We start from the raw sequence: 23,788 nt of genomic DNA on the forward strand, positions 1-23,788 counted from the left end.
ATAATTTTTAGAATTGAAAATTTTAAATCACACAATTGGACTTGGAGAATCTATTCAAGTTAAAATGAATTTTGCGAGATTAAACACTCGTGATACTATTGAAGTACCAATTATTGTTCAGCGTGGCAAAAAAGAAGGACCTTGTTTATTGTTAATTGGAGGTGTGCATGGAGATGAAACCAATGGTGTTGAAATTGTTCGACAAATTGTAGCTAAAGGCCTAAATAAACCAGACGTTGGAACAATTATTTGTATTCCTTTATTAAATGTTTTCGGATTTATAAATCAAACTAGAGAATTTCCCGATGGTAGAGATTTAAATAGGGTTTTCCCAGGATCAGATAAAGGGTCATTAGCCAGTAGATTTGCATTTCATATTATGAAAGAAGTTATTCCTCATGTAGATTATTGTATTGATTATCATACAGGTGGGGCTCAACGTTTTAACTATTCTCAAATTAGAATTGATGAAGGTGATGAGGAGACATTTAAGCTCGCTGAAATTTTTAACGCTCCATATATTGTTTATAGTAAAAGTGCAGAAAGAACTTTTAGAAAATCAATGGTTAAATTAGGAGTTAAAGTTTTATTATTTGAAGGTGGGAAATCACTGAATTTAGATAAAACAGTCACAAAAGTAGGAATACAAGGCGCTATAAATGTGATTCATGAATTAGGACTTAGAGATTTATCTTCAAAAATCTTGAAAGAAGATCAAAAACCAGTACTAATTAAAAGCTCAAAATGGATTAGAGCAAGGCATTCGGGAATGTATCGATCTGATGTAAGGGTTGGTCAAAAAGTTTTAAAAGGAGTAAAATTAGGAAGTATTTCAGATCCTTTTGGAAATTTCGAAAAAGGGTTCAAAAATAATCAAGAAGGATATATATTAAATTCTAACCATGCTCCAGTTGTAAATCAAGGAGACGCCCTTTTTCATATTGGTTTTGAATAATAGCTGTGCTAAAAGTCGAAAAAATATCATTTGGTTATACTTCGAAAGAAGTTCTTAAAAACATTAGTTTTACTATTGAAAAAGGCTCTTATATTGCTATTGTAGGTGAAAGTGGGTGTGGAAAAAGTACCTTATTAGAAATAATTTACGGCTTACTCCATATTGATCAAGGAGCGGTATTTTGGAACAAACAAAAGTTATTAGGACCCAAATTTCATCTAATTCCTGGTGAGGATTTTATGAAATACCTTCCGCAAGACTTCGATTTAATGCCTTATATATCTGTTGAAGAAAATATAGGAAAACATATTTCAAGTTTAGATCCAAAAAAACTACAACGTATTAAACAATTATTAAAAGTTGTTGATATGTCTTCATTTTTAAAAACAAAAGTAAAAAACTTAAGTGGTGGTCAAAAGCAACGAGTAGCTATTGCAAAGGTATTAGCAAAAGAACCAGAAGTGTTACTATTGGACGAACCTTTTAGTCATATTGATAATTTTAGAAAAAATAAATTAAGAAGGAGCCTTTTTAAGCATTTAAGATCTAAAAATATTACCTGTATAGTTGCAACTCATGATACTACTGATGCACTTTCTTTTGCGGACGAAATTATAGTATTGAAAAACGGTAGAATTAAAGCAAAGGGAACTCCAGAAGCAATTTACAACAATCCGAAATCGGATTATGTAGGTTCATTTTTTAATGAAATTAATAAAATTCCTGTACACGAAATTGTTTTAAATAGTACTTCAAAAAAAACTATTTTATGCTATCCTAATGAATTAAAATTTTCACAAAAATCAGCGATTCAAGCCACTGTTATTTCATCTTATTATAAAGGAAACCACTACTTGATTGAAGCTAAATTAATAAACACAATTGTATTTTTTGAACATACAACCTCAATAAAAGAGGACTCAAAAATATGCTTAGAATTAAGCAAAAATATTACACTCCCGTAGAACCAAATCCACCAGCACCTCGCTCAGTTTTACTTAACGTTTCAACACTATCCCATTCAGCACGTTCATGTTTAGCAATTACCAATTGAGCGATGCGCTCACCATCATTTATTACAAAATCATCGTTAGATAAATTGACTAAAATAACGCCAATTTCACCTCTATAATCAGCATCAATAGTTCCAGGAGAATTGAGTACGGTAATTCCTTTTTTCGCTGCGAGCCCGCTACGCGGACGTACTTGTGCTTCTGCGCCTACCGGCAATGCAATAAATAAACCAGTTTTAACAATGGCACGGTCCAAAGGTTTTAAGGTAATTGGTTCTGATATATTTGCACGTAAATCCATTCCAGCAGATGCAATAGTTTCGTAATTAGGCAATTCGTGTTTTGATTTGTTGATAATTTGAACTTTCATTTTAAATTTATTTTATGTTGTATAACCACGTTACAATTTCCAAAAATTCACTCTTCCAAAATGCTTCATTATGATTTCCATTCGGGTTGATTTTAGTTTTCAAATACTTCTGTTTAAAACCAGTTTCAAGCAATAATTTTTCTGTTTTCTGAGTGTCTAACACCATATTTTCCCCTTCTTTTCCACCTACTAACAAAAATAACTTTACTTGTTTTGTTTGTGCGTTTTGTTTGGTAAAATTTTCTACTTCAGATGAAAACCAAAACGAAGTAGATAACGCTCCAATCTTTCCAAAAACAGTTGGGTATTTAAGTCCGCCGTAATAAGAAATTAAACCACCTAAAGAACTTCCAATTAAACCCGTATATTTTGCTTGTTTTTTCGTTCTATAAGTAGCGTCAATGTATGGTTTTAAAGTTTGAACTATAAAATCAATATAAATGGCTCCTTTTCCACCTCCATATTTTTCATGTTTCCAAGGTGTATATTCATTAATTCTTTCTTCTCCACCATTTTCAATACCTACAACAATAAAACCTTTTCCGGTTGTTTTATATAAATTATTTAGAGTTTCATCAACTTCCCATTCCCCTATATAAGAAGTAGCATTGTCAAATAAATTTTGACCATCATGCATATATATTACTGAATATTTTTTAGAATTATTATCGTAATTTGGAGGTAGATACACCCAAATTTTATGGCTAATTGAATTCAAAGCTGGAATTATAAATTCCTTTTTTAAAATAGAAACATTTTTTGCTGAGGTTGAAATTTTTTCAGTAGTATTTTGACCGTAATTAAAATAAGTGGCTAACCAACAAACCGTAAAAAAAAGTATAATTTTTCTCATATAATTATCGTTTAATCAAGATTAGTAATTCCTTTTTTTCATTCCAAAAAATTAATATTCCAAAGGTTAAAACCAATCCAATAGAGATTAAATAATTCTCTCTAAAATAGGTAAATGAAATAAATGAAATTACAATTGAAGCTACTAAATAACTTCCAGATTTTTTTAAATTATATGGAACCGGATAGTATTTTTTACCAATAAAATAAGAAAGCACCATCATACTCCCATACGCTAATAAAGTTGCCCAAGCTGATGCTATAAATCCAATTTCAGGAATTAAGAGAACATTCATTAAAATAGTAATTACAGCACCAATAATTGAAAATAACATAGCATACCGTGTCTTATCTGTTAATTTATACCAAATAGCTAAGTTGTGATAAATCCCTAAAAATAAGTTTGCCAACAGTACAATCGGCACAATAATAATAGCTTCCCAATATTGCTGGTTGATAAAAAGTTGTTTTAAAACATCAATAAAAACAACAATTCCAACAAAAACTAAAGAGCCAATGATAATGAAATAATTCAAAATTTTAGCATACGTTTCTTTCGCATTTTTTTTATTAGCATGATTAAAAAAGAATGGTTCAGCACCTAAACGAAACGCCATAATGTATAAATTCATAAAAATCGCCAACTTATAACAAGCAGCATAAATTCCCATCGCATTTTTATCGATCAATTTCCCAATTAGTATTTTGTCTAAATTTTCATTAATTACGTATGCAATTCCAGCCACGGCGATAGGCCAGGAATAAGTAAGCATTTTTTTGAATAAGGCAGTATTAAAACTCCACTTAAACTTCAACAAATAGGGCAGAAGTAAAATAAGCGAAATGGCGCTTCCAACAATATTTGCAATAAATATAAAGTTAACTATTGCGGTGCGATTAAACATAGTATCTAAAAAAACTGGAATCTCTTTTCCACTGGTTTTAAATTCAGGTATAAACTTTAAGAATAGCAAGTTAATACTTACTATAATTGCAACATTTATTAATTTAATGGAAGCATACTTTATTGGTCGATTTGAAGCACGTAAATAAGCAAACGGTATAACGGCCAATGTATCAAGTGCCAAAATACCAATCAATAATTTAAGTTGAAGAGGATTTCCTCCAAAGTCAAAAATTCGAGTAAAAAAATCGGAAAAAGTAAATGCGATAATCACAAAAACTATTGCTGAGGCAAATACACTTATAAAAGACGTTGAAACCAGTGCATCCTTTTTTTCTTCAGTTTTATAAAATCTAAAAAAAGCAGTTTCAAAACCGAAAGTTAGTAATACAGAAAAAAGTGCTGCCCAAATATAAAAATTGGTATTTTCAGCATAATTATTAGTGGGTAAAGCATCGGTATGCACTTTAACGAGCAAAAAATTAATAACACGGGGTAACACGGCGGCAATTCCGTAAATTATGGTATCTTTAAAAAAACGTTTAAGTGGGTTCAAATTAGGTTTTTAATGTAAAAATATAAAAGTACAAAAGTATCACTTCATTTCAATAAAATAATTTTTAAGTTTCAAGCAGATAGTATATTTTTAATAAAATGAATTTTCTATTTCAACAACACATACAAAATGAACTTAATGCTAAGTTATCAAAAAGTTTAACTTTTGATTGGTATCCGATTAACGGAGGTTCTATAAATACAACGTATAAAATTACTTCTGAAAATTATTGCTATTTTATAAAAGTAAATACCATTACTGTATTTAAAAATGGTTTTGATGAAGAGGTTTTAGGCTTACAATTTTTAAAAGCAAACGGTGCAATAACCCCAAAAGTAATTTTACAAGGAAAGTTTGATTCACATATCTATTTAATACTGAGCTATATTGATTCAGCTGTTCATAAACCTCAATTTTGGGAAAGTTTTGCGTTACAGTTAGCTAATTTACATCAGCATAAAGGAACTCAATTTGGATTAGAGTATGATAATTTTATGGGGCAATTAGCTCAAAAAAACACCTATTGCACTAATTTTAGTACATTTTTTACTGAAAATAGGTTGCAACCTCAAGTTCAATTAGCTTTTGAAAAAGGATTACTTCAACCAAAAGATTTACAATCATTTGAACGTTTATACAAGCAATTACCAAACATTTTTCCAGTTGAAGAACCAAGCGCAATTCATGGAGATTTGTGGAGTGGAAATTTTATTGCTACGGTAAACAACAAAGCAGTGTTTATAGATCCAGCAGTGTATTATGGGCATAGAGAAGTTGATGTATCTATGAGCTTATTATTTGGAGGTTTTTCAGAGTTGTTTTATCAAATCTATCAACAGGTGTATCCTTTAGAAAAAGGGTTTTCTAAACGAAAAGATATATACAATTTATATCCACTACTTATTCATTTAAATTTATTTGGAAAATCTTATTTAAAAAGTATTCAAACGATAGTTTCTCAGTTTTAAGTCTGCAATTCATTTAGTTTCTTTATTTTTGAAATACTAAAACTAGTGTATGAATAAAAAACCTAAAATTGCCGTTTTTGGTGGTGGAAGTTGGGCAACAGCCATTGTAAAAATGTTGTGTGAAAATTTGGAACAAGTTGGTTGGTATATGCGAAATCAAAGTTCTATAGACTATATTAAAGAAAACGAACATAATCCAAATTATTTAAGTTCAGCAGAATTTGATGTGAATCAATTGTATTTATCTAGTGATATTAATGAAATGGTTACATATGCAGATATTTTAATCTTTGCAATTCCTTCTGCATTTCTAAAATCAGAATTGGATAAAATTACAGAAGATTATTCTTCAAAATTAATTTTTTCTGCTATTAAAGGAATTGTTCCTGAATCAGGATTAATTGTGGGGGAACATTTTCATAAAAATTACAATATTCCTTTCCAAAATATTGGTGTAATTACGGGTCCCTGTCACGCCGAAGAAGTTGCTATGGAACGATTATCTTATTTAACAATTGCTTGTCAAAATGCAGCAAACGCAAAACTAGTAGGGAAACAACTTTCAAGTAGTTATATAAAAACTAAAATTTCAGATGATATTATAGGCACAGAATACGCTGCCATGTTGAAAAATATTTATGCAATTGCCGCAGGAATAGCACACGGATTGGGGTACGGTGATAATTTCCAGTCAGTACTCATGTCTAATTCTATTCGTGAAATGAAACGCTTTATTAAAAAAGTGCATAAAATGAAACGCAACATCAACAATTCGGCCTACTTAGGAGATTTACTAGTTACGGGATATTCAGTATTTAGTAGAAACCGAATGTTTGGAAATATGATAGGTAAAGGATACACGGTAAAAAGTGCTATGATGGAAATGAGTATGATTGCAGAAGGGTATTACGCATCAAAAAGTGCTTATTTAATAAAGGAGAAAAACAACGCAAAAACACCAATAATTGACGCTGTGTATGCCATATTGTACGAGCAAAAAAATCCGAAGACTATTTTTAATAAATTGACAGAACTACTGGATTAACAATTGTTTACGTTCATTAATCTGAAAATATTTTTTTTAAGTTTTAAATTTTTAAATTGAAATAAACTTATATTTGTACTTTAATATATTAATAAACACTAATGAAAAAAGGTACAGTAAAATTTTTTAACGAATCAAAAGGATTCGGATTTATTACAGAAGAAGGTTCAAACACAGACTATTTTGTGCACATTTCAGGCTTAATTGACGAAGTAAGAGAAGGTGACGTAGTTGAATTTGAATTAAAAGAAGGTAAAAAAGGAATGAACGCAGTAAATGTTAAGGTAATTTAATAATACGCCATTTTTTTTAAAAAAAAAACAGAAACCAGTCTAATTTTGACTGGTTTTTTTGTGCGTAAAAAATTAGAATGTTAAGCTTGTTTTAGTTGATAAATATCATAAAACCGAGCCCACTACTTTTGTAACTTTGATAGCATAAACAGCGCAGTTGTTGTTTAATTAAAAAGGTAATTATAAACTACCATTATGAAAGATAGAATTGCATTAATCTACTCAACAGTTGACGGACAAACTTTAAAAATTAGTACATTACTTCAAAAGGAATTACTCAATTATGGACATTATGTTGAACTATCTTCAATTGAAGAATTTAATACCGAATTAACTAATTTTGATAAAATAATTATTGGTTCAAGTATTAGATATGGCGTTCATCACAAAAAAATAATTGAGTTTATCAACGCCAATAAAACAACACTAGATACCCTAAAAACTGCTTTTTTTTCTGTAAATCTTGTAGCTCGTAAGCCAGAAAAACAAACCGCAACAACAAATCCTTATGTGGTTAAATTTTTTAAAAGTATAACCTGGAGACCTACCATTGTTGAAGTATTTGCAGGTAAGTTAGACTATAAAAAATATCCTTTCTTTGATCGAATTATGATTCAATTTATTATGTGGATGACTAAAGGACCAACCAATAAAAATGTTGAAATTGAATATACAAACTGGGACAAAGTAAAAGAATTTGGTAAAACACTTCACAAATTGTAGATTTAATACTTGATAATTATCAGCATTCTAATCAATTAAAATTTTTAACTTTATAGATTACACAAAAACAATTGCTTTATTTTAGGCTTTTAAGAGGTGTAGTTTTTGTATTCATATTTTATATGAAATTTTAAAGACAATCTTTTGTAACTAAAAAAAGTACAAAGTTTTAATATTAGATGCTATGACTACTATGAAACCAACGTATCAAGAATTAGAAAAAGAATTAAAAACATTAAAGAGACATAAGGAATCTCATTCCTTTGAAGAACTTGTCCTCTTATATGAAAATATAAAAGATGGATTTGTTATTTTAAATAAAAATTGGGAGTATACTTTTTTAAATAAAAGCGCCGAAGAAATGTTTGGTGTTCAACAAAAAGATGTTTTAGGAAAAAAAATGGAGTCTGTATTTCCTGATGTTATTGATAAACCGTTTTATAAATATTTCAGTAAAGTTTTTGAAACAAAAACACCAATTACATTTGAAGATTATTTTGAACCTTTAAATAAATGGTTTGAAAACAAAACAATACCGTTTAAAGAAGGTTTGGCAATTTTTTTTCATGACATTACAGCTCAAAAAATTTCAGAAGCAAATTTAATTACAACCGTTAATATTTTAGAAAGAAGTTCCTCGGTTGCTTTTCTGTGGAAAGCTGAAGAATATTGGCCCGTGGATTATGTATCAAAAAATGTAGAACTACTTTTTGAGTATACTGCTGAAGACTTTTTATCCAATAAAATTACTTATAAAGAATTAATTCATCCAGATCATATAAATGAAGTAACACAAGAGCTTGAGAAATATAGTTTAAATAAAGCAACTTCATTTATTCATAAACCCTACAAAATTATAACTAAATCGGGAAAAATAAAGTGGGTTAAAGATGAAACCCGAATTGTAAGAAATAAGAGTGGAGATATAACACACTACGAAGGTATTTTGGTTGATATTTCGAAAAACGTTCATATAGAACAAGAGTTGTTGAAATTAGATGTAGCCATACAAAACAGCTTACATGAAGTGTATATTTTTGATGCTCAAAATTTACAATATACATACGCAAATAGCGCCGCTCTAAAAAGTTTAGGATATACTTTAAATGAGTTATTAAAAATGTCACCTGTAGATGTTGCTCCAGATTTCACCAAAGAAAAGGCCCGTGCAAAGTTAGCTCCATTAAAAAATGGAAAAGTTGAAAGTATACATTTTGAAACACATAGAGAACGTAAAAACAAAACTATCTATCCTGTTGAAGTTCATCTTAGTAAATTTGTTTTAAATGGTAAAGAACAATTTTTAGCAATTATTAATGATATTACGGAGCGAAAACAAATTGAAAATAGCTTAATTGAAAGCGAAAATAAATTTAAGGCATACACCAACCAGTCCACTGAAGGTTTAAGCGTAGCAGATTTGAAAGGAAATTACACCTTTGTAAATCCAGCATTTTGTAAATTAGTTGGATATTCTGAGAAAGAATTGCTTCAAATGACTGTTTTTGATGTAACTGCTGATAAAAAGGATACTAATACCTTTAAGAGATCCATTTCAACAAATGAAGAAGAGTCTGTAATTGTTGAACTCATTCATAAAAATGGAACTACATTTATAGCTGAGATTATTGGCAAAAATATAATTATTAATGGTAAAAAAAGAGTTCTTGGAATTGTTAGAGATATTACAAAACGAATCGCCCAAGAACAACAATTAGTAGAGAGTAAATTTTTATTAAGTGAGGCACAAAAAATAGCAAAAATAGGTTCATACGCGTTAGATATTGAAACAGGTTTTTGGACTAGTTCATCAGTGTTAAATGCACTTTTTGGTATTGATAAAGAGTATAAAAAAGATATTGGAGGTTGGTTGGCAATTGTTCATCCTAAAGATCGATTACAATTACAAGAGTATTTATTTAAAAATATTGTTGAAGATCATCAGTTTTTTGATAGAGAATATAGAATTAAACGATTAAACGATGGCGAAGAACGTTACGTTCATGGACTAGGAAAATTAGAATTTAGGAATGGAAAACTAATTAGAATGATTGGTACGATTCAAGACATTACCGATCAGAAAAAATCAGCACTAGCGTTGGCTAGAATTAGAAACGAAGTTAAAGCGAGTGAAAAGAAATTTAGACAACTTTATGAGAAATCTGGAGATGCCATTATGATTGGAAAAAATGGTAAATTTATTGATGTGAATGATGCTGCAGTTAACATGTTTGGATACAAATCTAAAAAACAATTTTTAGCAGTACACCCTAAAAAATTATCACCAAAATTTCAACCAAATGGTCTTCTCTCTTATGAAAATTCTAAAGAGTTAATAACTATTGCACAAGAAAAAGGTACACATAGATTTGAGTGGACTTTTCTTAGAAAAAATGGAAAAAAATTCCCTGCTGAAATTTTACTAACTTCAATTTCAAATAAACCAAATAATAAAGTTGTTCACGGTGTTTTAAGAGACATTACAGAACGTAAAATAATAGAAACTCAATTAATAGAATCTAAAAAGAAAGCAGAAGAAAGCAATAGACTAAAAACGGAGTTTATTAATAATATGTCTCATGAAATTAGAACACCAATGAATGGTATATTAGGTTTTTCAGAGTTTTTAGCCGATTCAAATATATCAGACGAAAAAAGATTAAATTTTGTAAAAATTATTCAAAATAGTGGGCATCAATTGTTAAAAATTATTGATGATATTTTAGAAATTTCAAAACTAGAGACCAAACAAATAAAGATTTTTGAAGAACCATTTAATTTAAATGATTTACTGTTTGAATTATTTTCAATTTTTGACGGTAAAGCTAAAGAAAATAATACACCGTTATATCTTGAAAAAGGCTTGTCAAATAATAAAAGCATTATAAAATCAGATAAATCTAAATTGTATAAAATTGTAAGTAATTTATTAGAAAATGCATTAAAATTTACAAATGTTGGGCATATTGAATTTGGCTATAAATTAAGACAAGAAAATAAACAAGATCTACTTGAAATATATGTAAAAGATACAGGAAGAGGAATAAAAAAAGAAGATCAACAAGTAATTTTTGAACGTTTTGTTCAATCTGAAAAAGACTCTGCTAATAAAATAGAAGGATTAGGACTTGGTTTATCTATTGCAAAGGAAAATACCGAGTTATTAGGTGGAACTATTACCTTAGAGTCTGCGAAAGGAAAAGGCACCACATTTTTTGTAAGGATACCGTATAACCCGGTAGTTGATATTGAGGATACTGTGGAGCAGTTAGCAGACAAATTAAACATTTTAATTGTTGAAGATGAAGAGGTAAATTATTTATACTTGACTACTTTAATTGAAGTTGTTTTAAAAATAAATTGCACAATTTCACATGCGAAGAATGGTGTAGAGGCGATACATTTTTGTGAAAACAATCCAAAAATTGATTTAATTTTAATGGATTTAAAAATGCCCGTAATGGATGGTTTTATTGCTACTAAGAAAATAAAAGAGGTTAATTCAACAATTCCAATTTTAGCACAAACAGCTTATTCAACTAAAATAGAAAAAGAAAAAGCAATGCAAGCCGGATGTGATGATTTTATATCAAAACCAATTACCAAAGAAGTGCTTTTGGACAAATTAAAAACCTTGATACCAAATTTATGAAAAATACTGAACTATTAATCAAAGAAACCTTAGCCTTTATTGAAAAAAATAGCAAGAAAGATAATAGTGGTAAATTTCTTAAAAAAACAGCCTCCTATATAGCTGAATTATTTGATATCAGTCATGTATTAATTAATAAATACTCACAAAAAAAACCTACAATAATAGAATCAGTTGTTTTTCATGGAAAAGACGGCTTTTTACCTAATATATCCTACAAAATAAAAAATACACCTTGTGAACACGTGGTAAATAACAAAATAGCTGTATTTCCAAATAATTTACAAATAGTATTTCCTAAAGACAAGAGCCTAAAAAAAATGAATGCTCAAAGTTATATTGGTGTTCCTTTATGGAGCTCTTCTGGTACACCAATAGGCTTAATTTCTATAATAGATGATAAACCAATTATTAATACAACACCTATTGAAATTATACTTCAAATTATTGCAATTAAAATAGCTCAAGAACTTGAAAAAGAGATTTCAAAAAATAAGATTGAACGTAAAAGTAAGGAATTGAAGCGCATTGAAGCTTTAAACAAAGTAAACGAAGAAAAATTTTCTAAAGCCTTTTACAATCATACAGTAGCAATGGAAATTGCAGATGTTGAAACAGGAAAACGAATTGATGCAAATGAAAGTTATCTTCAACTTTTTGAAGTTTCAAAAGAAGAATTTTTAAAAGGAACAATTTATAATAATGCTCAAATTTTAAATAAAGAAAATATAGAGCCAAATAACATAAAGTTAATAAAAGAAGGTTATTTTAAAAATGCACTATTTAATATACTCTCAAAAAATGGAACAATTAAAAACTTATTGGTAAGTGGAACAAAATTAAATATTAAGCCTCATAATTTAGCTATTTTATCATTTTTAGATATAACCCAACAAAAAAAATCTGAAGAAAATTTAGAAAACTTGGCTAATTTAACTTTTGAAGGAATTTTAATATATAAAAAAGGAATTGTAATTGAAACCAACCATTCATTTTTAAAAATGTTTGGTTACAAAAAGGAAGAATTACTAGAAAAAAATATACTTGAGCTAATTTTTGACAAAAAATACCATGAGATTATTCGCAAGAAAATTATTGACAAACATGTTCAACCTTATGAATTAGAAGGGATTAAAAAAGATGGAACCGTATTTCCAATAGAAATTGAAGCTAGAAATATTGAGTCTGAAAATAATAAAGTTAGAGTAGTAGCTTTTAGAGATTTAACAGAACGAAATAAATATATTGAGGATGCAAAAAAATTAACAACAGCTATAGAGCAAAGTTCAAATACCATTGTAATTACAGATATTCATGGAACTATTGAATATGTAAATCCTAAATTTACAGACCTTACAGGATATAGCTATGAAGAAGCAATAGGTAAAAATCCTAGCGTTTTAAAATCAGACTATCATACGAAAGAATTTTACTCAGAAATTTGGGAAACTATTTCTAGTGGAGAAAGTTGGAGTGGTGAATTTCAAAATAAAACAAAAAATGGAACAATCTTTTGGGAACAATCTACAATTACCCCTATAAAAAATAATGCAGGAAAAATTACTAACTATCTTGCAGTTAAGGAAGATATCACAGCAAAAAAAAATTCACAACAAAATTTAGATGTAGCATTTAATTTTTTAAAAGAAAATGAAGATTATTTATCAACAATTTTAAAATCAATGAATGAAGGTTTTTGGGCTGTAGATGAAAATAATATTACTACAGAAGTTAACCCAGAAATGTGTAAAATATTAGGGTGTAAGGAAGATGATATTGTTGGGGTTTCAGTGTATAATTTTTTAGATGTTGAAAACACGAAAATTCTGAAAGAGCAGGATGCAAAAAAAGATAAGAATTTAACATCACAATACGAGATTGCATTTAAGAATAGTGAAGGTATAAACATACCTTGTTTGTTAAATACAACACCAATTTTTAACAGTAAGGGTGAAATCAAAGGTTCTTTCGCAATGATTTCAGATATATCCTCTCTAAAACATGCATATGAAGTTACCGAAAATCAAAACCAAGAATTACTAAAGTTAAGTAAAGAACTAGCTGATAATAATAATCTACTTCTACATAGTAACAAACGTTTTAAAAATTTATTTGAACATAGTCCAGCTTCAATTTGGGAGCAAGATTACTCTGAAGTTATAAAATTGTTGAATCAAAAGAAAACACAAGTAGCAGATATAGAATTATATATTAATAAAAATCCAAGTTTCTTAAAAGAGTGTATTTCTAAAATTAATATTTTGAGCGTAAATCAAGTAACCAAAGAATTATTTGGTGTAAAAAGTGTACAAGAACTTAAAAAACACTTATTAAATAATAATTCAAAAATAGCTTTAAAGGGGCTTGAATACGAAATAGTTTCCATAGCTAAAGGTGAAAAAGAATTTGAATATATTACTGAATTAAATAAAAAAAATGGAGAAGTTATTAATGCAATTGTAAATTCAGCCATAATTGATGAAGAAGGAAAAGCTATTGCTTCTGTAGTAGATATTAGTGCATTAAAAAAAGCCGAAATAGAATTAAAAGCCAGCGAACAAAAGTTTAGAGAATTATTTGAAAAATCGGGAGATGCAATTTTAATAATTAATAATGACATTTTTGTTGATTGTAATAGTGCAGCTGTTTCATTATTAGATTATCAGTCTAAAGAAGATTTTTTACATCAACATCCTGCGACATTATCACCAAAACTTCAACCAGACGGGGAAGAGTCATTCCAAAAAGCAGAAAAAATGATTTCTCTTGCTTTAAAAAATGGGACACACCGTTTTGAATGGGTACATTTAAAAAATAATGGAGATGAAATACCTGTTGAAGTGCTATTAACTGCCGTTTCAAATACTAACAATAATAAAGTAATTCACAGTGTTTGGAGAGATATTACAAAAAGAAAAAAAGTATTAAAAGATCTTACTGTTGCAAAAGAACAAGCTGAAGAAAGTGATCGCTTAAAAACAGAGTTTTTGAATAATATGTCTCATGAAATTAGAACACCTATGAATGGTATTTTAGGGTTTTCACAAATGCTAGATAATCCAGAATTAGATACGCAGAAAAGATCTAATTTTGTAAATATTATTCAAAACAGTGGAAAACAATTACTTCATGTAATTGATGATATTTTAGAGATTTCAAGTTTAGGAACGAACCAAGTAAAAGTGATAGAAGAAGAAGTTTGTTTGAATGATTTACTATTAGATTTGTTTTCAATTTTTGATATAAAAGCGAAAGAAAATAAAACACCACTATACCTTAAAAAAGAACTTTCAGATGATGATAGTATTATTTTAACTGATAATACTAAACTCAACAAAATAATTAGTAATCTACTAGAAAATGCTTTAAAATTTACTAATAACGGGTATATTGAATTTGGATATTCCATACTAAATACTACAAAAACACCTCAATTAGAACTCTATGTAAAAGACACTGGAATTGGAATAAAACCCGAAAAACAACAATTAATTTTTGAACGTTTTCAACAAGCCGAAAAAGATTTGATTCATAATGTAGGTGGTTTAGGCTTAGGGTTATCAATTGCAAAAGAAAATACAGAGTTGTTGGGTGGAAAAATTTCTGTACAATCAGATATTATGAAAGGTGCAACGTTCTTTATTACCATTCCTTTTAAACCTCTACATAAAATAAGTAATACCCAAACTAAAAGTTACAAATACACTATTTTAATTGCAGAAGATGAAGAGATAAATTATATGTTTATTGAAACAATTTTAAGGGATACAATGAAATTAAATTGTGATATTATACACGCAAAGAATGGACAAGAAGCAATTGATATTTGTAAAAATAATACAGCTATTGATATGGTTTTGATGGACTTAAAAATGCCTAAATTAAATGGATTTATAGCGACTAAGCAAATTCGAAAATTTAATACGAATGTACCAATAATTGCTCAAACGGCTTATTCATCTGAGAGTGATAGAGAAGAAGCACTTGAAATGGGTTGCAACGATTTTATTTCAAAACCAATTAAAAAAGACGAGTTCGTAAGCATGATTGATGATTTTTTAAAATAAAAATGTATATTTATTGAAGCCTCTAATAAATATCAGGCATAATTTTTGATGTTATTGACAAAAAATTTGAACTTATTTTATGCCAAAATTCCATTCAAAACAATTAGTTACTGTAATTGTTATTATAGTTTTATTTATAATTAATACTCAAGCTCAAGAAAAGTTTTCTATTAGCAAAAATGATAGTTTATCATTATACGAAACATATATTTCAATAAATTCTAAGGATAATATTTTTCCAAGTAGCTACAAGAATGGCTTGTTATATTCGTCGGCTAATGAATCAAATTTTTATCGTCTTTTGTATTCAGATTTAAAGTCTAAGCCTATAAAAATAAAACTACCTAGGAAATATCAATCGGGAGCAGTAGCAACCTTTCAAGATGAAATATATGTGACTGCAACTACTAAATATGTTGATTCTTTTGGCGTCTTTAATTTAGCTATTTATAAAGGAGTAATTGAGGATTTTAAGGTTAAAAATTTGAAGGTAGTACCAATTTGCAGTACTGATTACTCATATGAAGATCCTGCTATTTCAAAAGATGGGAACACAATGGTAGTTGTAACAAATGAAAATGGACAATACCACCTATTAGAACTGAAACGAAATGATAATAATGAGTGGGAAAAAGGCGATATTATTTACATTACGCATCCTATTTTTAAAATTATTAACCCAACAATGTATAATGAAAATACTATTTATTTTTCATCAAATATGCATATGGGAGAACTTAAAAGCTTAACCTATAAAAAAGTTGATGGAGAGATTAAGGTGGTTAAAAAAGATTATAAAAGTGGACCTTTTAATATTTATAAAACAGTAAGAAAAAATGGTATGTGGCAATTACCCATAAAAGTAAATGAATTAAATTCAGAATTTGATGAGCTAGGCGTTATTTTTGAAACTGAAAAAACAGGTTTTCTTACCACTTATAGATTTAGTAATACAGATAATATTTACTATTTTGAATTAAAATAATAAACAAACGGGTGTTGGAGTTTGTAAACTGTATTCATAGATTAACTTACCAGAATCACTAGCTATTTTAAAAACACTAATATTTTTACTGTATTGATTGGCAACTAATAAAAATTGTCCGTTTGGAGATATTGTAAAATTACGCGGCCAATTACCCATTACAGGGCTATTTTGAATTTTTTCGAGTGTTCCATTTGTAGCATCTCTTTTAAAAACTACAATACTATTTTCACCTCTATTTGAACCATATAAATAGGTTTCATTTTCAGATAAATGAATATCAGCACCAGAACTTGACCCTATAAAATCATCAGCTAAAGTACTCGCATTTTGAATTTCGGTATAGTTTTTACCTGCACGTTTTAAAACAGTTACAGTTGAAGAATATTCATTAATGATATAAATAAATTTTTTGTTTCTAGAAATTTCAAAATGACGAGGGCCCGATGTTGGTTTCATAGAATAATTTTCTTTTAAGAAGTAGGAATCATTCTTTTTAACATATTCTGATAAAAAATCTCTACCCAAATCGGCAACAAATAATTCATTATCTATAAATTGTGTTGAATGTGCGTGTGATTTTTGATTTGGTGTATTGTGATCTATAATTTGAAATGCAGGTTTTATGATGCCATTTTTTTCAATTTTGTGGATGGAAATAGTGCCACCTGTGTAGTTTGAAATTGCAACATTTTCACCATTTAATTCAATATGGCAAGGATGAGCACCATTGGAGCTTACCGTATTTATAAACTGTAAGTTACCGTTTTCAGCCACTGAAAAAGCACTTACAAAACCACTATTTGTGTTATTGAAATTAGCAACTTCACCAACAGCATATATAAACTTTCTATTTTTAGAATAAGCTATATATGATGGGTTTTCAGTTTTTATAGCAAGTGTTTTGTGTGATAATTTACCAGTTTCTTGGTTAAAATTATAAAAATAAATTCCTTCACTATCTTCACCGGTATAGGTACCAACATAAAGTGGAATATTTTGAGCATTTAGCATTACACCGCAGAATATAAAAGTAAAAGCAAAGAGAAATTTCATAAAAAATTAAGGAATGTTTATTTTACTAAGATACCGCGTTTATTTAATAAAGGAATGGTTCGCAAAGCACTTTCTTTTATACTTCCTTTTTCAAATAAGTATTTTTTATCGTATAGTTGGTTTCCTTCAAAAAAAGTAACATTAAAAAAGTTCGAAATATGAATAACTTCACCTTGTAACAATTCAATTTTAGCATAAGATTTCGCCGGAAGTTTATCAATTTTTTTACGCATTAATGAAGTTTCAGCCATGGTGTCTTCGTCATAACCTTTAGAAACAATTAATACCATTTCTATAGCAACTTCTTTATTATTAATAATGTAAGCGTTCCAATCGTCACATTGAAATTCTTTATTAAATTCTTTTACAACAGCAACAAAAACGTTTGTAACTTCAGGAATTAAGAGGTCTTTTTTCATTTAAAATTGAATAGAAAAAGGTATGCTAAATTTTCTTAAGTATTTTTTTAAAATAAGTTTACTAAAATTATAAAACTGATTTAAACTGTTCTAAAAATCGAACGTCGTTTTCATAAAACATTCGTATATCTGGTATTTGATATAATAACATTGCAATACGTTCTATACCCATTCCAAATGCATAGCCAGAATAAACTTCAGGATCTATGTTAGCGTTTTTAAGTACATTAGGATCTACCATTCCACAACCCATAATTTCTAACCATCCAGTTCCTTTGGTTATCTTATAATCTGTTTCAGTTTCTAATCCCCAATAAATATCTACTTCTGCGCTTGGTTCTGTAAATGGAAAATAAGATGGACGTAAACGGATTTTAGATTTCCCAAACATTTCTTTTGTAAAATAAAGTAAGGTTTGTTTTAAATCGGCGAAGGAAACATCTGTATCAATATACAATCCTTCAACTTGATGGAAAATACAATGTGCACGGGCGGAAATATCTTCGTTTCTAAACACGCGTCCAGGTGATATAGTTCTAATTGGCGGTTTGTGACTTTCCATATAGCGTACTTGAACTGATGAGGTATGTGTACGCAATAATAAATCAGGATTTTTTTCGATAAAAAAAGTATCTTGCATATCACGTGCTGGGTGATATTCAGGCAAGTTTAATGCGGTAAAGTTATGCCAATCATCTTCAATTTCAGGACCCTCTGAAACGGTAAAGCCAATACGTGAAAACACATCAATAATTTGATTTCTAACCAAAGATATTGGATGACGCGAACCTAATTCAATAGGCTCAGAAGGACGCGTTAAATCACCATAAAAACCTTTTTGCTCCATTGAATTTTCAAGAGTATCTTTTAATAAGGTAACTTTATCTTGCGCTGCATTTTTCAAGGTATTTAATGCTTGTCCAAATTCCTTTCTTTCTGCAGGAGCTACATTTTTAAATTCATTAAATAAATCGGTTAATAATCCTTTTTTACCCAAGAATTTAATTCTAAAAGTTTCAATTTCATCTTTAGTAGTAGCGTTAAAAGCTTGTACTTCACCAATCAGTTCTTTTACTTTATGTAACATTTTATGTATCAAATTAAGCCGCAAATTTAAACAAATTTATTTTGAAACAAAGATTGTAAAACCGATAGATTATTTTTTTGGTTTTTAAACCATATAAACTAAGTATAACTAGAATACAGGAAAAAGTTAAGCGAAAACGTTGTAAACAAGGAAAGTATGTAAATAATAAATTAAAATTTTATGATTTTTTAAAGAATAAAATTATAATTTTAATCTAAATTCATTATTTACAAGTAATTTATATAAAATTTATGGAATTAGAAGCTAAGGAATCTGAGATTACAAAATCAGAATTCGTAAAGTTTATGGATCTAGTTAAAAATAGAAATCCACATGAGCCTGAGTTTATTCAAGCTGTAGAAGAGGTAGCTGAAACGGTTATTCCTTTTATTCTTAAAAACAAAATTTACAACGGTAAGCAAATTTTAACTAGAATGGTAGAGCCTGAAAGAATACTAATGTTCAGAGTTCCTTGGATAAATGATGCAGGAAAAATAATAGTTAATAGAGGGTATAGAATTGAGATGAGTTCAGCAATTGGGCCATATAAAGGAGGTTTACGTTTTCATCCAACGGTTAATTTAAGTATTCTTAAGTTTTTAGCTTTTGAACAAGTATTTAAAAATGCACTAACTACCTTACCTATGGGTGGAGGTAAAGGAGGTTCAGATTTTAACCCAAAAGGCAAATCTGATGTAGAAATTATGCGTTTTTGTCAAAGTTTTATGGGAGAATTGTTTCGCCATATAGGGCATAATACGGATGTGCCTGCGGGAGATATTGGAGTTGGAGGTAGAGAAATTGGTTACTTATTTGGAATGTATAAAAAATTAAGAAATGAGTTTACAGGAGTTTTAACTGGTAAAGGACTGTCATGGGGTGGTTCTTTAATTCGCCCTGAAGCTACAGGTTATGGCACAGTATACTTTGCACAAGGCATGCTAGAAACTAAAGGAGATACTATTAAAGGAAAAACAGTTTTAATTTCTGGCTCAGGTAATGTAGCTCAATATGCTTGTGAAAAAGCAACTCAACTAGGAGCTAAAGTTGTTACTTTGTCAGATTCATCTGGATACATATATGATGAAGAAGGCATAGATGCTGATAAATTAGCATTTGTAATGGATCTTAAAAATAACAAACGGGATAGAATAAAAGAATATATTCATAAATATCCGAAGGCTAAGTATTTCGAAGGAGAACGACCTTGGGGAGTTGTGTGTGATATAGCAATGCCCTGCGCAACACAAAATGAAATAGATCAAGAAGAAGCTAGTTTATTATTGAGTAATGGATGTTTTGTAATAAGTGAAGGAGCCAATATGCCTTCTACACCTGAAGCAGTTCATGCATTTCAAGCGGCTAAAATTTTATATGCACCGGGAAAAGCATCAAATGCAGGTGGAGTAGCAACTTCAGGTTTAGAAATGTCCCAAAATTCTTTACGAATTAATTGGGCTCGTGAAGAAGTTGATCAAAGACTTAAAAAAATTATGTCAGATATTCATGATTCGTGTATTAAATATGGAAAAAGAGATGATGGATATATTGATTATGTACGAGGTGCAAATATTGCAGGGTTTGTAAAAGTAGCTGATGCTATGTTAGCTCAAGGTGTTGTTTAGAATTTTAAGTTATTTTTTTTAAAAAGGGATGCCATATGGTACCCCTTTTAAATTTAAGAATTAATCTTTCTAAAATTATAGTTAAAATTCTATCTTGCATATATAAATAAAACTATTTTTAATGATAAAAAATCCCTTACCTGATTTAAAAGCATACGAGTTTGAAGATGTTGCATTTAATAAGTTAATGCAAAATAGAGTTAATAAAATTTTAATAGTCTGTTCTAACTATGATTTTTATATGTTAGAAGAAGATGGTAGAATTGATGAACGAATTTTTAATGAATATACCGCTTTAAATTTAAGATACCCACCTAATTTTGTACATGCTAATTCAGCACGCAGAGCTATAAAAGTTTTAACGCTAGATAAAATTGATTTAGTAATTACTTGGCTTGATATTGGAAATTATAAAGCATTTGAAGCATCTAAATTAATTAAAGAAGCTTTTCCTAATGTTCCAATTGCTGCATTAAGTCATTATTCTTCAGAATTAAGAAAAAAAATAACAAGATCTAATACAGGGGTTATAGATTTTGTATTTCACTGGAATGGCAATGTTGATATTTTTTTAGCAATTATCAAACTAACCGAAGACAGAATGAATGCGGAAAACGACATTAATAAAATTGGTGTGAAAGCCATTTTATTAGTGGAGGATTCACTACGGTTTTATTCAAGATATTTACCAATAATTTATAAAATTATTGTGAAACAAGCACACTCATTTATGTCTGAAGGATTAAATGAACACCGTGGAATGATGTTAATGAGGGGTCGTCCAAAAATTCTGTTAGCCACAAATTATGAAGAGGGAATGTTACTTTTTGAAAAATACCAGCACAACCTTTTAGGGGTTATTTCAGATGTTAGTTACTATAAAGGAGGTCAAAGAGATAAAAATGCAGGGTTTGAATTTTTGAAATATGTACGAAGTTTAGAGCGGTATTTTCCATTTTTAATTCAATCATCAGATCAAATTAATGAAAAAAAGGCCATTGAGTTAAAAGGAAAATTTCTATACAAACATTCTGAAACTTTGGGTCAAGAACTTAAAAGGTATATTACAAAATATTTTTCCTTTGGCACTTTTGAATTTTGGGATCCAGTTCAAATGAAGGTCTTGGCTAAAGTTAAAGATTTAAATAATTTTCAAAAAGCCCTAACTTTTGTAACACCAGAATCTATTACATATCATGCAAAAAGAAGCGAATACTCAAAATGGTTAAAATCTAGAGCTTTATTTCCTTTGGCTAATCTATTTAGTAAAGTAGAGTATGAAGACTTTGATGACGCTGAGCATATTAGAGAATTTCTATTAAAAGCCATAAAAGCATATCGGGTTTTTAGATCGAGAGGTGTTATTGCAAAGTTTGATAAAAATAAATACGATGAGTATTTAGGTTTTTCAAGAATTGGAGAAGGAGCTTTAGGTGGCAAAGGTCGCGGTTTAGCATTTATAGATTCATTTTTAAAACGGCATAAATTATTTCATAAATATAAAGATGTAAATATATCAATACCTAGAACGGTTGTTATTAGCACTGAAGTATTTGATGAATTTATGGAAAATCATAATTTAATTGAATTTGTAGCTAATTGTAATAACGATCAAGATATATTAAATAAATTTATTTCAAATTCATTGCCTCAATGGGTTTTAGATGATATACAAGCATTTTTAGATATTACTCCTTCACCAATTGCCGTAAGATCTTCAAGCGTTTTAGAAGATAGTCATTATCAACCCTTTGCAGGAGTTTTCTCTACATATATGATACCTAATACTAATAAAAGTGAAATGTTAGTTATGGCATCAAACGCCATTAAATCGGTTATGGCATCGGCATTTTTTCAAGGTAGTAAAGCTTATTTAAAAGCAACTTCTCATTCTATAGAAGAAGATAAAATGGCAGTTATTTTACAAGAAGTCACAGGCAAGCAATATAATGATGTTTATTACCCAAATATATCAGGAGTTGCCCGCTCCATAAACTTTTATCCAATAGGGAATGAATTACCTCATGAAGGAATAGCAAATATAGCTATTGGTTTAGGTGAAATTATTGTTGGCGGTGGTCGTACGTTGCGTTTTTCACCTTCTCACCCTAAAAAAGTGCTTCAACTGTCATCTCCAGATTCTACTCAAAGAGAAACTCAACAATATTTGTTTGGTTTAGACATGGACCCAGAAAGTTATAAAGTTTCTACCAACGAGTCTGTTAACAAGAAGAAAATTAGCATTAGGCGTGCCGAAAAACATGGTTCGTTAAAGTTTGTGGCTTCAACGTATGATTTACAGAATAACATTATTAAACCTGGAACTTTGCACGATGGAATTCGCTTAATTACTTTTGATAATATTTTAAAATACAACACATTTCCACTTCCTGAAATTTTAAAGGACTTATTACGAATTGGACAGCGTGAAATGAGGAATCCAATAGAAATTGAATTTGCGGTTAAATTAGACGTTCCACCTGGACAACCGAAAGAGTTTAGTTTTTTACAAATCAGACCAATTGTAGAAAGTTTTGAAGCTACTAGTGAATTACCTAAAGAAATAGATAATAAAGACGCTATTATATACTCTGAATCGGCTTTAGGAAATGGAATGTATGAGAACATTTACGATTTTGTATATGTAAAACCAGAAACTTTTAATAGTGCAAATACTAGAGAAATTGCAGCAGCAGTTCAGGAAATAAATAAAAAATTTATTGAACAAGATAAGCAATATGTTTTAGTAGGTCCAGGAAGATGGGGTTCAAGTGATCCGTGGTTAGGAATACCAGTAATATGGCCGCAAATATCTGCTGCAAAAATAATTGTTGAATCTGGGTTAAATGATTATAGAATAGATCCAAGTCAAGGAACGCATTTTTTTCAGAATTTAACTTCATTTAAAGTGGGTTATTTAACAATTAATCCCTTTATAGATGATGGTTTTTTTGACATTGATTATTTAAACAAACAAAAGACTCACTGTGAAAGTAAATATATTAGACACGTTAGTTTTAAAGAGCCCCTAACAATAATAATTGAAGGAAAAACGAATAAAGCAGCAATTTTTAAAGAAGGCTACAAATTAAAGACACCTGTAGAATTATTAGAAGATTCTATGGAAGATTTGCCTCCACAAGGTTTCATGTAAAACAGTTCAACATCAAGTTATTAGTTATTGATTTAATAATTTATGAATTAATTTTCACCTGTTT

At 29.1% G+C, this 23,788-nt stretch carries 17 protein-coding genes; 11 read left to right on the forward strand and 6 right to left on the reverse strand.

What is annotated here, in order from left to right; all coding sequences use genetic code 11:
* Positions 1 to 13: 13 nt before the first annotated feature.
* Together HKP59_RS08705 and HKP59_RS08710 are read left to right on the forward strand one after the other, a co-directional pair.
* Positions 14 to 955, forward strand: a complete 942-nt coding sequence (locus HKP59_RS08705; protein WP_291805778.1) for a succinylglutamate desuccinylase/aspartoacylase family protein — start codon at positions 14 to 16, stop codon at positions 953 to 955.
* Between the two features lie 5 nt (positions 956 to 960).
* Complete coding sequence (locus tag HKP59_RS08710; protein ID WP_291805781.1) at positions 961 to 1,920, forward strand: ABC transporter ATP-binding protein; 960 nt, start codon at positions 961 to 963, stop codon at positions 1,918 to 1,920.
* On the opposite strand, the gene dut is transcribed toward HKP59_RS08710, so the two are convergent.
* From dut to HKP59_RS08725, 3 genes are read right to left on the reverse strand one after another with little or no spacing between them, the layout of a single operon-like run.
* A complete protein-coding gene (gene dut, locus HKP59_RS08715) occupies positions 1,907 to 2,338 on the reverse strand; it encodes a dUTP diphosphatase (RefSeq protein WP_291805783.1) in 432 nt (143 codons plus the stop codon). The genes HKP59_RS08710 and dut overlap by 14 nt on opposite strands.
* 7 nt (positions 2,339 to 2,345) lie before the next feature.
* A complete protein-coding gene (locus HKP59_RS08720) occupies positions 2,346 to 3,191 on the reverse strand; it encodes an alpha/beta hydrolase-fold protein (protein ID WP_291805786.1) in 846 nt (281 codons plus the stop codon).
* Between the two features lie 4 nt (positions 3,192 to 3,195).
* Complete coding sequence (locus HKP59_RS08725; RefSeq protein ID WP_291805789.1) at positions 3,196 to 4,650, reverse strand: polysaccharide biosynthesis C-terminal domain-containing protein; 1,455 nt, start codon at positions 4,648 to 4,650, stop codon at positions 3,196 to 3,198.
* Between the two features lie 98 nt (positions 4,651 to 4,748).
* Between HKP59_RS08725 and HKP59_RS08730 the strand changes: the two genes are divergently transcribed.
* From HKP59_RS08730 to HKP59_RS08760, 7 genes are all read left to right on the forward strand, one after another.
* A complete protein-coding gene (locus HKP59_RS08730; protein WP_291805792.1) occupies positions 4,749 to 5,618 on the forward strand; it encodes a fructosamine kinase family protein in 870 nt (289 codons plus the stop codon).
* Between the two features lie 49 nt (positions 5,619 to 5,667).
* Positions 5,668 to 6,663, forward strand: coding sequence for an NAD(P)H-dependent glycerol-3-phosphate dehydrogenase (locus HKP59_RS08735; RefSeq protein ID WP_291805795.1), 996 nt, complete (start codon positions 5,668 to 5,670; stop codon positions 6,661 to 6,663).
* Positions 6,664 to 6,764: 101 nt separating this feature from the next.
* On the forward strand, positions 6,765 to 6,956 hold the full coding sequence (locus HKP59_RS08740) for a cold shock domain-containing protein (protein WP_291805798.1): 192 nt from the start codon (positions 6,765 to 6,767) through the stop codon (positions 6,954 to 6,956).
* A 195-nt stretch (positions 6,957 to 7,151) separates the two neighbouring features.
* Positions 7,152 to 7,679, forward strand: a complete 528-nt coding sequence (hemG, locus tag HKP59_RS08745; RefSeq protein ID WP_291805802.1) for a menaquinone-dependent protoporphyrinogen IX dehydrogenase — start codon at positions 7,152 to 7,154, stop codon at positions 7,677 to 7,679.
* A 184-nt stretch (positions 7,680 to 7,863) separates the two neighbouring features.
* Positions 7,864 to 11,331 (forward strand): PAS domain S-box protein, encoded by a 3,468-nt coding sequence (locus HKP59_RS08750; RefSeq protein ID WP_291805805.1) that lies wholly within the window; start codon positions 7,864 to 7,866, stop codon positions 11,329 to 11,331.
* The gene (locus tag HKP59_RS08755) at positions 11,328 to 15,398 is read left to right on the forward strand and encodes a PAS domain S-box protein (RefSeq protein WP_291805807.1); all 4,071 of its coding nucleotides are present in this window, start codon (positions 11,328 to 11,330) and stop codon (positions 15,396 to 15,398) included. The genes HKP59_RS08750 and HKP59_RS08755 overlap by 4 nt, the downstream gene beginning before the upstream one ends.
* Before the next feature lie 79 nt (positions 15,399 to 15,477).
* Positions 15,478 to 16,383 (forward strand): hypothetical protein, encoded by a 906-nt coding sequence (locus HKP59_RS08760; protein WP_291805810.1) that lies wholly within the window; start codon positions 15,478 to 15,480, stop codon positions 16,381 to 16,383.
* On the opposite strand, the gene HKP59_RS08765 is transcribed toward HKP59_RS08760, so the two are convergent.
* The 3 genes from HKP59_RS08765 to pheS all read right to left on the reverse strand — a co-directional run bounded on the left by HKP59_RS08765 (position 16,375) and on the right by pheS (position 18,945).
* Positions 16,375 to 17,439, reverse strand: coding sequence for a lactonase family protein (locus HKP59_RS08765; RefSeq protein WP_291805812.1), 1,065 nt, complete (start codon positions 17,437 to 17,439; stop codon positions 16,375 to 16,377). The two genes, HKP59_RS08760 and HKP59_RS08765, sit on opposite strands and share 9 nt — an antisense overlap.
* A 17-nt stretch (positions 17,440 to 17,456) precedes the next feature.
* Positions 17,457 to 17,858 (reverse strand): hypothetical protein, encoded by a 402-nt coding sequence (locus tag HKP59_RS08770; RefSeq protein WP_291805814.1) that lies wholly within the window; start codon positions 17,856 to 17,858, stop codon positions 17,457 to 17,459.
* A 67-nt stretch (positions 17,859 to 17,925) separates the two neighbouring features.
* Positions 17,926 to 18,945, reverse strand: a complete 1,020-nt coding sequence (gene pheS, locus HKP59_RS08775; protein ID WP_291805817.1) for a phenylalanine--tRNA ligase subunit alpha — start codon at positions 18,943 to 18,945, stop codon at positions 17,926 to 17,928.
* A gap of 251 nt (positions 18,946 to 19,196) precedes the next feature.
* Here pheS and gdhA point away from each other — a divergent pair, with 251 nt between their 5' ends.
* Positions 19,197 to 20,570, forward strand: a complete 1,374-nt coding sequence (gene gdhA / locus HKP59_RS08780) for an NADP-specific glutamate dehydrogenase (RefSeq protein WP_291805820.1) — start codon at positions 19,197 to 19,199, stop codon at positions 20,568 to 20,570.
* Positions 20,571 to 20,691: 121 nt separating this feature from the next.
* A complete protein-coding gene (locus tag HKP59_RS08785) occupies positions 20,692 to 23,724 on the forward strand; it encodes a PEP/pyruvate-binding domain-containing protein (protein WP_291805823.1) in 3,033 nt (1,010 codons plus the stop codon).
* Positions 23,725 to 23,788: the final 64 nt, after the last annotated feature.

It is taken from the genome of Lutibacter sp., assembly GCF_013041805.1.
Taxonomy (GTDB): Bacteria; Bacteroidota; Bacteroidia; order Flavobacteriales; family Flavobacteriaceae; genus Lutibacter.